The sequence below is a fragment of the Eisenbergiella massiliensis genome, assembly GCF_003435485.1.
On record NZ_QVLV01000003.1, the window covers coordinates 168,172 to 183,770 of the forward strand.

At 46.5% G+C, this 15,599-nt stretch carries 13 protein-coding genes; 3 read left to right on the plus strand and 10 right to left on the minus strand.

Annotated features, from left to right (window positions below):
• Positions 1-4: 4 nt before the first annotated feature.
• The 7 genes from DXC51_RS05935 to DXC51_RS05970 all read right to left on the minus strand — a co-directional run bounded on the left by DXC51_RS05935 (position 5) and on the right by DXC51_RS05970 (position 9,329).
• Positions 5-877 carry a D-psicose 3-epimerase gene (locus tag DXC51_RS05935; RefSeq protein ID WP_117544088.1) on the minus strand — a complete coding sequence of 291 codons (873 nt, stop codon included), beginning with the start codon at positions 875-877 and terminating at the stop codon, positions 5-7.
• Between the two features lie 106 nt (positions 878-983).
• Positions 984-2,624 carry an extracellular solute-binding protein gene (locus DXC51_RS05940; RefSeq protein ID WP_117544089.1) on the minus strand — a complete coding sequence of 547 codons (1,641 nt, stop codon included), beginning with the start codon at positions 2,622-2,624 and terminating at the stop codon, positions 984-986.
• A 58-nt stretch (positions 2,625-2,682) separates the two neighbouring features.
• Positions 2,683-3,573: a carbohydrate ABC transporter permease gene (locus tag DXC51_RS05945; protein WP_117544090.1), complete on the minus strand. Its 891-nt coding sequence runs from the start codon at positions 3,571-3,573 to the stop codon at positions 2,683-2,685.
• Entirely contained in the window at positions 3,567-4,484 is a 918-nt protein-coding gene (locus DXC51_RS05950) for an ABC transporter permease (protein ID WP_181970040.1), read from the minus strand. Before DXC51_RS05950 ends, DXC51_RS05945 begins: the two co-directional genes overlap by 7 nt.
• Positions 4,485-4,688: 204 nt before the next feature.
• A complete protein-coding gene (locus DXC51_RS05955; RefSeq protein WP_117544092.1) occupies positions 4,689-5,894 on the minus strand; it encodes an enolase C-terminal domain-like protein in 1,206 nt (401 codons plus the stop codon).
• Between the two features lie 415 nt (positions 5,895-6,309).
• Positions 6,310-7,455, minus strand: a complete 1,146-nt coding sequence (locus tag DXC51_RS05960; RefSeq protein WP_117544093.1) for a slipin family protein — start codon at positions 7,453-7,455, stop codon at positions 6,310-6,312.
• Positions 7,456-8,093: 638 nt separating this feature from the next.
• Positions 8,094-9,329 carry an RtcB family protein gene (locus tag DXC51_RS05970; RefSeq protein WP_117544095.1) on the minus strand — a complete coding sequence of 412 codons (1,236 nt, stop codon included), beginning with the start codon at positions 9,327-9,329 and terminating at the stop codon, positions 8,094-8,096.
• 251 nt (positions 9,330-9,580) lie between these two features.
• On the opposite strand from DXC51_RS05970, the gene DXC51_RS05975 reads away from it, so the two are divergent.
• Together DXC51_RS05975 and DXC51_RS05980 are read left to right on the plus strand one after the other, a co-directional pair.
• On the plus strand, positions 9,581-10,870 hold the full coding sequence (locus DXC51_RS05975; RefSeq protein ID WP_117544096.1) for a WYL domain-containing protein: 1,290 nt from the start codon (positions 9,581-9,583) through the stop codon (positions 10,868-10,870).
• Positions 10,871-10,975: 105 nt separating this feature from the next.
• Positions 10,976-11,962, plus strand: coding sequence for a WYL domain-containing protein (locus tag DXC51_RS05980; RefSeq protein WP_117544150.1), 987 nt, complete (start codon positions 10,976-10,978; stop codon positions 11,960-11,962).
• Here DXC51_RS05980 and DXC51_RS05985 read toward each other — a convergent pair.
• Genes DXC51_RS05985 through DXC51_RS05995 form a run of 3 tightly spaced genes read right to left on the minus strand, consistent with a single transcriptional unit; the run spans position 11,944 to position 14,166 of the window.
• Positions 11,944-12,786: a CPBP family intramembrane glutamic endopeptidase gene (locus tag DXC51_RS05985; protein ID WP_117544097.1), complete on the minus strand. Its 843-nt coding sequence runs from the start codon at positions 12,784-12,786 to the stop codon at positions 11,944-11,946. The genes DXC51_RS05980 and DXC51_RS05985 overlap by 19 nt on opposite strands.
• A 16-nt stretch (positions 12,787-12,802) precedes the next feature.
• Positions 12,803-13,486, minus strand: a complete 684-nt coding sequence (locus DXC51_RS05990) for an HAD hydrolase-like protein (protein ID WP_117544098.1) — start codon at positions 13,484-13,486, stop codon at positions 12,803-12,805.
• Between the two features lie 23 nt (positions 13,487-13,509).
• A complete protein-coding gene (locus tag DXC51_RS05995) occupies positions 13,510-14,166 on the minus strand; it encodes an HAD hydrolase-like protein (RefSeq protein WP_102287874.1) in 657 nt (218 codons plus the stop codon).
• 641 nt (positions 14,167-14,807) lie between these two features.
• Here DXC51_RS05995 and DXC51_RS06000 point away from each other — a divergent pair.
• Positions 14,808-15,596: an ABC transporter ATP-binding protein gene (locus DXC51_RS06000; protein ID WP_021638311.1), complete on the plus strand. Its 789-nt coding sequence runs from the start codon at positions 14,808-14,810 to the stop codon at positions 15,594-15,596.
• Positions 15,597-15,599 lie beyond the last annotated feature (3 nt).

Genomic DNA, 15,599 nt, shown 5'->3' on the forward strand with positions numbered 1-15,599 from the left:
ACACTTACCCTTCACTCAAGCTTCTTATAAAAGCAAGCGCCTCTCCGGCCGCCATATCCATCTGTTCTTCCGTCGCTCCGGCGCTTAAATCCCGGTACATCTTAATATCACTTCCTACTTGTCCCCCTGGTTTAACAAAAGGTTCCATTACAATCTTTTCCTGATAATTTATATCCTTCAAAGCACTGAATATTTCTTTCCATGGCATATGGCCCTTTCCAGGTACTTTTCTGTTACATTCACCAATATGGAAATGCCCTATCTTTCCGTCCGCTAAACGGATAGCATCTCCAATGGAATCCTCTTCAATATTCATATGAAAAGTATCTAACAGCAATTTTACATATTCACTTCCAACTTCATTTACAAAATCCACGCCTTCCTGCGCCGTATTCAAAATACATTGTTCAAACCGATTAACCACCTCGAGACAGCAGGTTATCCGGAACTCCTCTGCCGTCTTTGCAGCTTCACGGACAGAATCTATACTTCTCTGCCTTGCTGCCTTTTTATATTCCCAAGATGCTCCGGCAAAAGGCCAGCAGGAATAAATAATTCCACCCAGCATGCCGCCCCCCATACTGTGTATCATACTGAACAAACGGTTCAGATAAGCAATTCCGGCCTTTCTTACCTCTGCGTTTTCACTGGCCACATCATATTTTGGAGGAAGGCCTATGCAGTATGTCAGTTCAATTCCTTCCCGTTCAGCCGTATCACGTATTCTTTTCCGTTCCTCCTCTTTCATCTCAAGAAGACTTCCTGCCTCAACCTCCAGACAATCAAAACCCAATTTTTTTACTCTGTTAATATAACTGCAATAATCGGCATTCCATTCTCTTTCCCAATACGCAAAATAAATACCTGTTTTATTCATATTGCCATTTCTCCTATCATCCTGAACCCCCTGCTGTAATATCCAGCCTATGTTCCCTGTAAATAACCGGGCAACAGAAAACCTACGTTCCCTGCTGCCCTTACAATTACTGCTGTTCCGGTCCATCAAATAAATATTTGCCTGTATATTCCGGATGTGCTTCGGGAAGATATGAGGTTACAACGTACGGCTGCTTTCCTGATTCTTCAAAAAGTCTGTTATACTCATCCGTTATTTCCTGGCCGCCGGCACTGAGCCATTCCTGTACAAAATCATCAAAATTATCCAGACTGTCTTCTCCCGTAATAACCTTGGTAAAATAAGGATCCACAATCGTCTTGGTCAGATCATCCCTCTTATTGATAATTTCTCCGCTTACAGGCAGCTGCAAATCATAAATTTCTTTTCCAATTGTATGACGCTCACTGGGGTAATAATATTCTGCCCAATCAGCGCCTACACCGTAGGTCTGATACCAATCCTCCGGGAGGAAAATATTACGGTAATATACCCCCCATGCGATTTCTGATGCTTTCTCCGTAGCTTTCGGAACGCCGTCTTCCATTACATAATGTTCACCTTCAATACCATAGTTATTAAGCATCAGGGTCTCAGGCTCCATAAGGAAATTCAGGAAATCCATGATTTCCGCAGTATATGGACACCCTTTAGCCACCATAATAACCTGATTGGCAACATTGGTATGTGTGTCTCCATAAGCCGTATTTCCATAATAGTCCGTAGGATAATCCAAATAACGGGAATCATATCCTAACTCTTCAGATGACTGGAACAGCTGCGGCATCTGCCATGCAATGTCATTAGCCACCATACCCGCTTTTCCTCCAAGATATAATTCATTTGCAGCTGTAATATCCAGTGAAGCAAAATCTTTAGGAATAATACCGTCTTCATAAAGCTGATGCATATATGCAAGGTAATCCTTGGCCTGTTCGCTAATCATTTTAAACTGTAGTTTACCATCCTCTCCCAACATAAAATTGGATGCATGAGTGGATGAGATTCCAAACATGGATAAAAACATATCAAACGGTTTTTTGGTTGGAGAATCATATACCGCCATACCTGTCATCCCTTGTTCTTTAAACATATATAACAAATCATTAAATTCATCAAAGGTCTGGGGCTGTTTTGCAATTCCGTTTGCTTCCATAACATCTTTTCTTACCACAGTAAGTGCGCCCTGCGCGAAAATACCGTCTGTGGGCACTACAATACCATACTGGCTTCCCTCATACTGGCCAAGAGCCTGGATATCTTTATACTGGTTATAAAGAGTATTGTCTGCGAGATATTCATCCAATGGTTCCAAAAGCCCCTGTGCTGCCATCTGTGATGCTTTATATGTAGTCTGGGTAAATACCACCCCTTCCACCTGACCACCATTGAACATTAGATTAAGCTTCTCTTTTCCCTCATCTCCGGTAGGAAGAATAATTACATCGAAGTCGTATCCGGTTTTCTCTCTCCAATAATCAACGATAAAGTTATTATTTTCATCAATTCCCTCAGGGAATTCCTGAAAGTTACCGGGAACGATTACCTGAATGGTAACATCACTTTTTTTCTCATTTTCTTTCTTTTCTTCCTGCTGTTCCTCCTGCACGCTTGCAACCTGTCCGCTTCCGGGATCACTCTGTCCTGTGCCTGAGGACTGTCCGCATCCTGCGAATACCCCTGCCAGCATGCCTGCAGATAATAAAACAGCCAGTAATTTCCTTCTCATTTTTCAATTTCCTCCTTGTTTTGTAGTTATAATCTGTTTTTTCATTTGCTTCTGGCTTCTACCCCTTGATTCCTCCAATCATTACTCCTTTCACAAAATATTTTTGTACAAAGGGATACACCACTAATATCGGCATAATTGCAATAATTACTGTTGCAGATTTTACCGCGGTCGTAGGGCTTCTCCCTGCTACAGCACCATTCGCAATTGCATTCGTTCCCTGTGCAATTACATTTTTTACAAATAGCTGAACTGTCTGTAATTCCTTGGAATTTGTATAAATCAAAGCATCAAACCATGTATTCCATCTGAATACTGCATAAAAAAGTAAAATTACTACAAGACTCGGCTTATTCAGAGGTACCATTATCTTATACAAAATTTTAAACTGAGATGCGCCATCAACTTTCGCAGCATCTTCATATTCCTTCGGAATATTTCGGAAAGAAGTGATAAGAATAATGGTATTATATGCACTGATTGCCTGCGGAATAATTAATGCAGCAAAGGTATCCAGAATGCCCAATTGTTTCACAACAAGATATGTTGGCACGATTCCTCCGTTAAACAGCATCGTAAATACAATAAACAGCGTCAATGGCCTTCGTGCCGCCAGATCTGATCTGGACAGTGGATAAGCAGTTATAGTTGTAAGAACCATTGCTACAAATGTAAATACAATAGTGGAAGCAACCGATATCCACAGAGATCGTAAAAAGGCAGCTGAACCGAAAACAAATTTAATATGCTTTAATGTAAAACCTTTGGGCAAAAGTATAATATTTCCGGACTGAACATATACATCTGAACTAAATGCCTGTGAAATTACCCGCATAAATGGGAAAAGGCACAAAAGCGATAAAAGAATAACCACTATGTAAGCGACTGCCGTTACTGCCTTTTCTTCTGTCCCTTTCTTTACTTTGGTACTTTCTTTCTCCTTTACCATAGAGACTCTCCCCCTAATCTTGCCGATAATTTATTGACCGTAAACACAAGTATAAATCCTATAACTGATTGGAAAAGGCCCACAGCCGAGGCGTAGCTGAACTGAAATTCCGTCAGACCTTTTGTATAAACATAGGTAGGAATTATTTCTCCTGCTTCATATACTGCTGAATTGATAGTGGACATCACCTGTTCAAAAGAGCCTGAAACAATGGTACCGCAGCTTAAAATAAACATAACTATCATGGTAGAACGAATTCCCGGAAGCGTTACATGCCATATCTGTCTTAATTTGGATGCCCCGTCAACCGTTGCTGCTTCATAAAGTTCCACTGATATTCCTGATAACGCAGCGATATAAATGATGGACCCCCAACCTATCTCTTTCCAAATTTCACTGATTACCAAAAAAGCCTTATATGATTTGGGAGAAGTAAGCAGCGCTATGGCAGGCAGACCAAGCATTTCAAGCAGCTTGTTAATTAAACCGCTGTTTACTGAAAACAATCCAACCATAATTCCATATACTACAACCCATGACAAAAAATGAGGCAGATAAATCAAGGACTGCGAAAGCTTTTTAAAAAGAGACGGCTTCATTTCGTTCATACAAAGAGCCAAAAACACTGGTCCCGGAAAGCAGAAAAAAAGCTTCATTAAGTTGACTGCTAACGTATTCTTCAATACAGTAAAAAATAATTTTTCATGAAATAATCGGTAAAAATTTTCAAATCCAACCCAGGGGCTTCCCAAAATCCCTTTTCCCACATTGTAATCTTTAAAGGCTATTGCCAGATAGCCCATGGGCAAATAACTCAGAACAAGAAAAAACAAAATGCCGGGAGCAACCATTAAGTAGAGCTGCCAGTTTTTTGACATTTCAGTTTTCAAACTTCTGCGACCATGTTTCATAATACCTTCCCTGCAGGCTCGCAGCCTTCCTTTCTTTTTTGTTTTCATTTTCTACTTTTATCTTTCGTTTTATATCAATATATACCTTATTGTATATTTTGTCAACAAATTAGTAGTAACTTTTAACTGTTTGTTTTTAATTGTTTTCTTTTTTACCAATTAGTTAGCATTTAAAGGCCATTACATATACAAATTATCTTCGTTTTATGGTCTATGTATAGTCCCGTCAGGTAATCTTGTTTGGGTCCAAACTGTAACATTATCATTACAGGGATATTTTTCGACAGCGGTTTCATCAAATTCAATTCCCAGACCTGGCCTGTCACCTATATACACGTACCCATTTTTTAATTCCGGGGAGCCAGGGAAAATTTCATGCAATATCTCATTAATACCGGCCCATTCCTGAATTCCCATATTCAGACTGGATAAATCCAGATGTATATTGGCTGCATGTCCAACCGGTGATACATCCCCCGGACCATGCCATGCCGTTCTGACATCAAATTGTTCCGCAAATACTGCCAGTTTTTTAGCCGGCGTAATTCCGCCGATTTGACTGATATGACATCTCACAAAATCTATCTGCTTCCTGATAAGAAGTTCCTTCCATTCCCTTGGATTATTAAACAATTCCCCTACCGCAATCGGAACTGCACTCTGTTTCCGAATTACATCATACCAATCCGCCTGTTCCGGACTGAAAGCATCCTCAAGAAAATACAAGGAATATTTCTCCAATTCTTTAGAAAAACGCAGGGCATCTGCCGGCCGAAGCCTTTCATGAACATCATGAAGTAATTCAATGCTGTCCCCAAATTCTTCCCTTATGGCGTCAAACATCTTAAGAGTTTCCCGACAATAGGAGGCCGGATCAAAATAAATACCATCTAAAGCACCGTCAGGCTTATATTCTGCAGCTGGCCTGCCGCCATATCCCCCTAACTGAATTCTAATATATCGTACCCCGTCTGTTTTCAGCCTTCGCACATCTTCTATCACTTCTTCAATTGTATTGCCTTCTGCATGACAGTATACAGGAACTGCTTCCCGGCATTTTCCTCCAAGAAGATCATATACAGGCATACCTGCCAATTTGCCCTTAATATCCCAAAGAGCCATATCCACACCTGAAATAGCGTTATTGCCAATTCCTCCATTTCTCCAATAAGCATTTTGATTCATCAGCTGCCATAATTCCTCTGTACGGACTGCTTCTCTTCCTATCAGTAACGGTCTCAGGTATTCTTCTACAACACAAGCTACCGCCTTATACCGATAGGAAAATGTTGCACATCCGAGCCCATATATTTCCGGTCTATCTGTTTCTACTTTTACAATCACCAGATTTAACCCGTCCGAAGGTGCCAGACAGAATACTTTTACATCGCTGATTTTTACCTTTCTCATCACATTCTCCTTTTCTTTCTTTTATTATTATATTTTATTTTTTATTTTTGTTTTTTATCATTTTAGCATTAGATAACATATTAGTCAACATAAATATAGTAATAAATCGCCTCCCAATTTTTATAAACAGCTATGACAGGTATTCAAATTAACAGAATTGAGGGAAAGATTTTTCAGACGTGAAAATAAATCATCCGTGTTTGGACGCCGCAATGCCTGCCCAGAGTACTTTTATTCCACAGGACAAATACTATAGAAAAACATGTATGCCGCATTCGACCGGAGAGTGAATACAAAAAAACCACAAAGAGACCTTTGTCTGCCTCTTTGTGGCTTGATGATTGCTATCATGCTATTTTTTTCATTTATAAACAGGAACTCCCGGCAACCGGATGTCTACCCGCATTCCCACAATTTACCCCTGGCTTCTGGTCTTTCCCGCCGCTTCCATAGAAAATTCCCTTCCTGCTGCCAGCTCCGACAGCTGATCCAGAACGCTTTTTCCGCCGTTCAACGTAATGCTGCCCACCTTATCGCAGATTTTTTCCAGATACTCCATTTCCTTCAGGCGCATCAGCGTCCTGTTCTCTTCCATCAGCTTCGCCATGTTCAGAAGGCTCCTTGTGGATGCCACCTCCTCCCGGCGCATGATGACGTTGGCCTGGGCCTTTTTCTCCGCTACCAGGACGGTGTTCATGATTTCGCGGATTTCTCCCGGGAGGATGATGTCCTTGATGCCTGCATTTACGATTTCCACGCAGTATTCCTCTTGTCCCTCCTTCATTTTTTCCAGAATAACAGCAGACAGCTCTTCTTTCTGATTGAGCAGTTCATCCAGACGGAAACGGCCTACCTGTTCCCTGAGCAGCAGCTGGGCCCTGGTGTAGAGGAGGCCGGATACGCCATCCACCTTTTCCACCAGTTTTTCCGGATTGGTGATCCGGTAGTTTACCACCAGGTTCAGGCGGATGCCCACCTTGTCGGCGGTAAGGATTTCCTGTCCTGAAATATCCAGCTTCTGGATTTTCATGTTGAAAATCTTGCAGGTTACTTCCCGTCCGTAATTCCAGAAATAATAGGTGCCCGTGGCCAGCCTTCTTTCGTAGTGCATATCAAAATACAACAGACCTGTTTCCCCATCCTTGATGGTGATTTTTTTATAGAATTTTACGGGCATCAGGTCCATATAGATGCGGGGAAGGGTATCTTCCATGCAGGGCTGGGTAATATCCACCAGTTTGAATTCGTTTTTTTCATAAACGTTCCAGAACAGGGTTTCCGCCTTTGTAAGCACTTCCTTGTATGCCCCGTTGACAAAACGGATGGCAATGCATTCGTCCGGCACAGCGGCTTTTACCACACGTGCAGAAAACTCCTTATCCTGCATGAGGATATTCTCCGGAATGCCGCAGGTTTTTACCTCCCCGCTCATTGGTACAATCTGTACGTCATAGCCAAGGGCTTTGGGATATGTATATTTACCGGCAGCCAGAAGGCGCAGAAACTTTCCGTTTCGGCAAAGATAGCCGGCTTCCTGTTCTTTGATAATATAGTGTGTCATAGCAGCACTTCCTTTCCATATTTATTTGCTGCCAGGCAGCGATTTCACAACAAATCAGATACTTGGACTGATATTGGATTTTTGCTGCAGGCCACATGATTTTTTCTTTTTTGAAAAAAGATATCTGCCCCGTCCCATCCCTTTTGTGCGGGTCCTTCCTTCAGTTTCTCCGGAACAAGGCGATCGTAAGTCCGGCGGCGCCGGCCCGTATATCGCCTCAGACAGAGGCAGGAAATCAAAGGTGCTGATTCCCGGCGCTGCTCCCAGGGAAACGGTATCCAAAGGGACGCTGGCTCAAAAGGGACTGCCTTTTTCGGAAAATCCGGCCGGTACCTGCCGTTTTGCTGGCATTTCCTTCCTTTTTTCCCGGGCCGGAACGGGACAGTTCTCTTTTCTGGTTGGTTGAAACATTGATAAGATGTTTCTGAATGATTGCTATACCAGCTTAGCTACGTGACGAAGCACGGTGGGATTCGAACCCACGACACATCATGTCTTTTAGCGTATCCGTTTTTTGCGGATATCATCTATGCCCACTGCCCGGCATGCCATCCTGTCAGAGACAAACGGCACCGTTGAGGCGCGCTGCAGCGTCCGGTTTTCCCGGATACGCTGCGGCAGGCGAACCTCAGGCAGTTTCAGCCTTTCACTACTCCTATGGTTTTCAGCCGTTTTACCGGCACCACCAGATCGGTCTGGTTATCCATGACCTCTTCAATATTTTTATAGGCAAAGCGGCTTTCCTCGGCCACGTCGCTCTTGTTCTTTTTTCCAAGAATCACGCCTGTTTTCTGCAGATCCAGAATTACCTCCTCGCAGGTAAAGGCCTGCATGGCGCCCTTTCTGGAATACTGACGGCCTGCTCCATGGGAGGAAGAACAGAAGCTGTCGGGATTGCCTTTCCCCATCACCACATAGCTGTAGCTCCCCATGGCCCCGGGAATCACCGCCAGCTCACCGTTTCCGGCCCGCACGGCGCCCTTGCGGTGCACCCACACATTTTTTCCAAAATGGTTTTCCAGCGCCGCATAATTATGGTGGCAGTTAATATCACCGGAAAATTCCAGCTGCAGATCGGTATATTTCCCAATCCATTTTTCCAGAATCGCCTTCACGGCCAGAAGCATTTTCTCCCGGTTTTCCCTGGCAAAATCCATGGACAGCTGCATCCAGTGCAGATACTGCTTCCCTTCCTTCGTATCCACTGGCAGAAAAGCCAGCCGGTACTCATCGGGCACCTCGCTGTACCATCTCCGGTTCAGTTCCCGAGCCTTTGTATGGAAGTAATCGCACACGGATTTTCCGAAATGACGGCTTCCCGAATGAAGCATCACGGCCAAATAGCCATTATCATCCTCCTGAAGCTCAATAAAATGATTTCCGCCTCCCAGCGTCCCTATCTGGAAATATCCCGCCTCCAGCTGTCCCAGAAGCTCGGCGTCCTCCTCATATTTTTCCATCTCCTCAAAGGCCATATCCAGGGTATAGCACGGCATTACAGTCTTATGATGGCCAAAACCCACTGGGATATTGCGCATAATATCTCCGATAATCGCCTGCAGCAGGCTCCCGTTTCCGGTCATTACCCCGCGAATATCCTCCACCTTAATGTTCGTTTCCGTATAAGCCATGCCACAGCCGATATCAACGCCCACCGCATTGGGAATCACCACATCCTCCGCCGCAATCACACCGCCGATTGGCATCCCCATCCCGGTATGCGTATCCGGCATCAGGCTCACCCACTTATGTAAAAACGGAAGTCTTGAGAGATGATACGCCTGCTCCATGCACCCCTTTTCCAAATTGCTTTCCTCTTTCAGCCAAACCTTTACCGGAACCTTCATGTTATCAGGTTCATACATAACAAACATATCTTCATCCCCTTTCCAATTCTTTTTGTGTTTGTATAGGTATCTCGGTTACATGCTCATTTTATGGGTTTTGGAAATTTTTATCATTTAAAAAAAGTTGCGAGGATCGTATAATTTGAATATAGTCGGTATCCTGGGGGCGTCCTCCCGGGGGTGGTGTCTGCCGGGAGGATGCCGCCAGGACACAGGAACCGGACAGCAGTGCATAGATTCGGCATTTTGAAAAATATACCCGACACAGGAGCTTTGCCATGAGCGAATTTCAGGAATTAATTAAGAATTTTGATAAAATAAGGGATTATATGCGCCAGTTCTATGTTTATGGGTTTAAGGTGCGCAGTGACTTTGATGCGAAGAGCGCCAGAACCTATGATAATGAAAGGCGGCGTGTGGAAAGCTGGCTGGGGGAGTATACGAAGGCCGGGTATACGGGGAAGGGAAAGCATGTATATATCAGCGTGGATGGGAAATCGGTGGCCGGGAACCCTCTGTTTGCCGCGTGGAAATCCAAAAGCTTTACGGATAATGATCTGCTGCTGCATTTTTTTATCCTGGATCTTTTCATGGAGCACAGAGAGGGGCTGTCGGCGGGGGAGGTCTGTGATGAAATTTCAGAGGTTTATGGTTGTGTGTTCGACAGCCAGACGGTGCGGCTGAAGCTTCGGGAATATGAGAAGCTGGGGCTGCTCGTTTCTGAGAAAAAGGGGAAGGCGCTGGTCTACTCCACGGCAGACGGTTTTCTGGAAGGGCCGGAGGATTCCGGTATCCGGGAACGCCTGCTGGACGCGGTGAAATTTTTTCAGGAGGCCGCGCCCTTTGGTTTTGTGGGAAGCACGCTGTTAGATCAGGCCGGGGAGGAGAATTGTTATTTCCAGTGGAAGCATCACTTTATTGTACATACGCTGGAGGACGGGGTTCTGGCGGAGGCGCTGTCCGGAATCCGGGAGCGGCGGCGGATTTGCATGGAGGTTAAGGGCAGCCGCAGCGGACGGATGTCTTCCCTGGAGGGCGTGCCGCTGAAGATTTTTGTCAGCACGCGGACCGGAAGGCGGTATTTATGCGTTTATCAGGAGATGGGGCGGCGTTTTAACAATGTGCGCCTGGATTGTATTGTGAAGCTGCGCCTGTTGGAGGCATGTCCGTACTATGAGGAGCTGACTGAAAAGCTGGCGCGGAATCTGGCGCATTGCTGGGGTGTTTCCTTCGGCGGCAGCAATTCCCGGCTGGAGGAGGTCGTAATCAAGCTATGGATTGATGAAAAAAAGGAGCCTTACATTATAAACCGGCTGACCAGAGAGGGCCGGGGCGGTGAGGTTCTGAGGATACGGGAAAATGAATATCTTTACAGCGGCGCTTTTTTTGATACCAATGAAATGCTTTCGTGGGTGAAAACATTTACCGGAAGAATTCTGGATATACAGGGCAGCAGTCAGGCATCCATAGATAAAATTACGGTTGACTGGGAACGGATGTACCGGATGTACTGCAGCGGGGATGGCCTGGGGCCTTCTGAGGAGGAAGAAAAGGACGAAGACTGCTGAGAGGACGCGGGCGTACCGGAAAGCCATAGTGTGGGAACGCGCTGCGTTTACAGGTTTGCCGCAGTTTGAAATGTAAGGCGCTGCGGAATGTGGAAGGGAATTGCAATGGAATTATTTCATGAAATATACAGCTGTTATTTTGATGTGGTGCGGCGGATTCTGGCGGAGGCGCAGGATACGCCTGTTTCCGTAAAAAGGATGGAAGAAATCGCTTTGTCGCATGGCTTTCAGGAGACGGCTCTTGCCATTCTGCCGAAGCTGACCTCAGGCGCCTGGCCGTTGCTTGAGGAAGCTGGGGAAAAGGAGTATCGTTCCAGGCTTTCCCAGGCTCCCCGGACGCCGTTAAGCAGCCTGCAGAAGTCGTGGCTGAAGGCGCTTCTCCGGGATCGGCGAATCCGGCTGTTTCTTACGGATGAGGATATCGCCAGGCTGACCCGGGAGCTTTCCCAGGTACAGCCGCTGTACAATGATGGGGATTTTCATTATTATGATCGGTACACGGACGGGGATCCTGTGGAATCGGAGGTGTACCGGGCACATTTTCAGACAGCGCTTTGTGCGCTGCGGGAGGGGAGAATCCTTCTGATCACCTATGAAGGAAAGGAGGGGCAGACGCGCAGCTTCGAAGCGGCGCCTTATCAGATACAGTATTCTTCCAAGGATGATAAGTTCCGCCTCTGTTGCCTGAAGTACAGCCGCGGCGCCTTTCGTATCAACACGCTTCTGAATTTTGCAAAAATCAGGGAATGCCGGCTTTCCTCCGAACATGTCCCGGAATCTGTCACCGGATACAGATTCCAGCCGGTAAGCCGGGCCGAAGAGCCTGTGCTGCTGCAAATCAGCGGCGAACGTAACTCTCTGGAACGGTGCATGCTCCATTTCGCCAGCTATGAAAAGCATACGGAATATGATGAGGAAAACGGCTGCTGGCTCTGTTCGATCTATTATGATTCGGCGGATGAAACCGAGCTTTTGATTGATGTGCTTTCTTTCGGGCCCGTGGTAAAGGTACTGGGGCCGGAATCCTTTCTGGCGCAGGTGAAGGAACGGGTGAAGAGGCAGCATGAGCTGCTTTACAGGATGGAGCTTTGAGATTTTCCTGCTTTACCGCCCTTTAGCAGCTGCAGGAAGCATACCACACTGATAAAAAGAAGTGCCGCACAAATCCACGGCCTTGCCAGCGCCCCGCCCAGGCCTGCCGCGTCGATAAGAAGGAACACGGTTATGTTCCCTATCCCATGGAATATCATGGGCGCCAGCAGGGTTCCCGTATGTTCCATCGTCCATGCAAGCACGGTTCCCAGAAACGCTGCATAGATACCCTGCACCAGATTCCCGTGATAAATTCCAAATATCAGGCCGGAAAAAACCATGGCCGCCGGAACCCCGAAGATATCTCTTGCTTTTCCATAAATGATGCCCCGGAAAACCAGCTCCTCGGAAAAAGGCGCTGCCAGGCCGTAAAGCACTATCCCCAGCCAAAGCGGCACATCGGCCTGAGCCCTGGACACCTCCCGGAACGTTTCGGAAAACCGATCCAGCTGCAGAAATGCCATAAGGATATTCAACCCCAGCGCCAGCGCCGCCGCCATGATAAAAAACGGCAGTATTTCTTTCCGATCCGTCCGTTTTGCGGGCCGAAAATGAAGAAACGGCTTCCATAGCGCAAAACAGGCCAGCCCTCCGGTGAGAATCATAATCAGGTTTTCAAGCCCCCCGGTCAGACCTGAATTCAGTATTTCTTCCGCATTTTCCCCGCCGCCGATAAGCGCTCCTGCCAACAGCAGGCCTGCCATTTTCCCCGCTTCATACACAAGCAGAGCCCCCAATACGGAAAAAAGCGCTCTATACACCGTATTTTTATCTGCACGGCCTTTTATATTCTTTTCCGTCTCTTTCTTTCCGCCGATTCTCATATCCGCTCCTGTCAGCTCACATTTTTCCTGCTAATAAAAATAAGCCCAAATCCTCTACATTCTCCGCAATATACTCCGCCCCGGCCGCCTCAAGCTCGCCTTCCCCGGCATAACCATAGGCGGCTCCTATCGGATGGAGGCCGAACTCCAGAGCTCCTGAAATGTCGAATTTCCGATCCCCCACCATGGCGATGCTTTCATATGGAACATTTTCATCCGGAAACAGACGTCCCAACGCCTCCGAAACCACTTCTTCCTTCCGACTGCGCGTGCCGTCCAGCTCACTTCCCACCACTACCTTAAAGCAATCGCCGATACCAAAAAAATTCAGAATCCGGTTGACAAAAACCTCCGGCTTGCTGGAGGCCACAGCCAGCACACAGCCGGCTTCATTCAGTCGTTTTAACAGCTCCTTCATGCCCGGATAAAGAGTATTTTCAAAAATCCCCTGCTCCTTAAAGCGTTCCCTGTATTTTTGCACTGCAAAATCCGCCTGTTCCTCATTCAAACCGTAAAATTCCTGAAAGCTGTCCTTCAGCGGCGGACCGATAAAAGGCTCCAGCTTATCCGCATCCGGCTCGTCTATCCCGAGAGCCTTCAGCGCATACTGTACGCTGCCGGTAATTCCCTCCTTCGGATCGCTCAGCGTTCCATCCAAATCAAACAAAATATGCGTGTACCTGCTTTTTTCTCCGTTCATTTCTTACTCCTCCTGACTGCGCCTTATCCAAGCAGTATCCGTCCCAGCTCTTCCACGCTGTGCGCCAGATATTCCGCCCCGGCTTCTTCCAGCTCCCCTTCCGGCGCATATCCATAAGTAACGCCGATTTGATGAAGCCCGTATTCTTTTCCGCCAACAATGTCAAATTTCCTATCGCCTACCATAACAATATCATCGAATGGGATCTTACCGTCCGTGAAAAAACGATGCAGTGCTTCCTCCACCACTTCCTCTTTTTTGCTCCGCCTTCCATCCGGCTCGCTTCCCACGGTAACTTCAAAACAATCCCCGATAGCAAAATACCGGAGGATCTCTGTCACCGAAACCTCCAGCTTGCTGGAGGCCACAGCCAGATGACAGCCCGACTCCTTCAGCCGGTTCAGCAGCTCCTTCATCCCCGGATACAAAATATTTTCATAAATCCCCTTTGCACAAAAACGTTCTCTGTACTTTTTTACCGCAAACTCCGTCTGCTCTTCATTCAGATTGTAATATTCCTGAAAGCTGTCTCGCAGCGGAGGCCCGATAAACGGCTCCAGCCTGTCCAAATCAGGCTCTTCAATACCAAGCGCATGCAGCGCATACTGCACGCTGCCGGTGATTCCCGCCTTCGGATCGCTGACAGTTCCGTCCAGATCAAATAAAATATAAGAAAACAATGCCAATCCTCCTTGTTTTGCGGAGCAAAATGCGAGTTCTATGCGAGCAGAGGATTTTCCTCCTTGTTTTGCGGAGCAAAATGCGAGCTCTATGCGAGCAGAGGATTTTCCTCCATATCTTTTTCCCACTATAGCAAAGTTCTGTACGGAAGTCAAAAATCTTTATTGAACCTTTTTAAAAGAAGCAGGAACTGTTCAGCTGCAATAAAAATACAATATTTGGGATAATTGCACAATTTTTATCCTTTATTTTTGTACGCTATTTTCTTGACTCCTGTACGGTGAAATGCTATTCTATAAGTCCGTCCATAAATAAAAAATGACGGTTCTGATAAATTCAGACAGTGATGCTGTGCTCCAAGCAGCCTCTCATTGTTCTTTATACAGGGAGCTATCCCCGTTTCTTAATCGGTACCTTCTGGAGAAGGAAATACCGGTAAAATTTCTTTTTTGTTCCTGTTATGTTTTTAATTCGTATACATTATTATGTGTTCTGACTTAGCACACTATTGTGGTATTCTCCCGATGCCGCCGAACTGCCGGTGATGGCCTGCCACATTTTTGCCCATTTTACGGCCATATTGGACTAATACCTTCGGAAACACTGCAATGTATACCACCGGAAAGGGGTGACTTTTTACATGATCGAAGTGTCGCATATCACCAAGACCTACCGTGTTGCCAAGCGCGACGCGGGCTTTATCAACGCCTTCCACAGCCTGTTCCACCGTGAGTACGAGGAAATCAGGGCGCTGGACGATGTTTCTTTTACGATTCAGGACGGAGAAATGGTTGGCTACATAGGGCCCAACGGCGCTGGGAAAAGCTCTACAATCAAAATCCTCAGCGGAATTCTGACTCCGGATAGCGGGACCTGCGTCATAAACGGCCGGATTCCCTGGGAAAACCGCATCCGGCATGTGGCGGATATCGGCGTGGTTTTCGGACAGCGCTCCCAGCTGTGGTGGGACGTCCCTGTTGCCGATTCCTTTGAGCTTTTAAAAGATATTTACCGCATTGATGATGCCGTTTACCGGAAAAACAGGGAGGAGCTGACGGAGCTGTTAAATCTGTCCGAGCTTCTGCGCACGCCTACCAGGCAGCTTTCCCTGGGCCAGCGGATGCGCTGTGAAATCGCGGCCTCTCTCCTGCATTCTCCAAGGCTTCTTTTCCTGGACGAGCCGACAATCGGGCTGGATGCCGTTTCCAAGCTGGCTGTCAGGGATTTTATCAGGCGTCTTAACGCAGAGCATCACACCACGGTGATTCTCACCACCCACGATATGCAGGACATCGAAGCGCTGGCAAGCAGGATTCTGCTTATCGGGAAAGGCAGGATCCTTATGGACGGCACGCTGGACGATATCCGCCGGGGCGGTGAAAGCATTGACGAAACCGTGGCCTCCCTGTATCAGCAGTATGATATTTAGGAG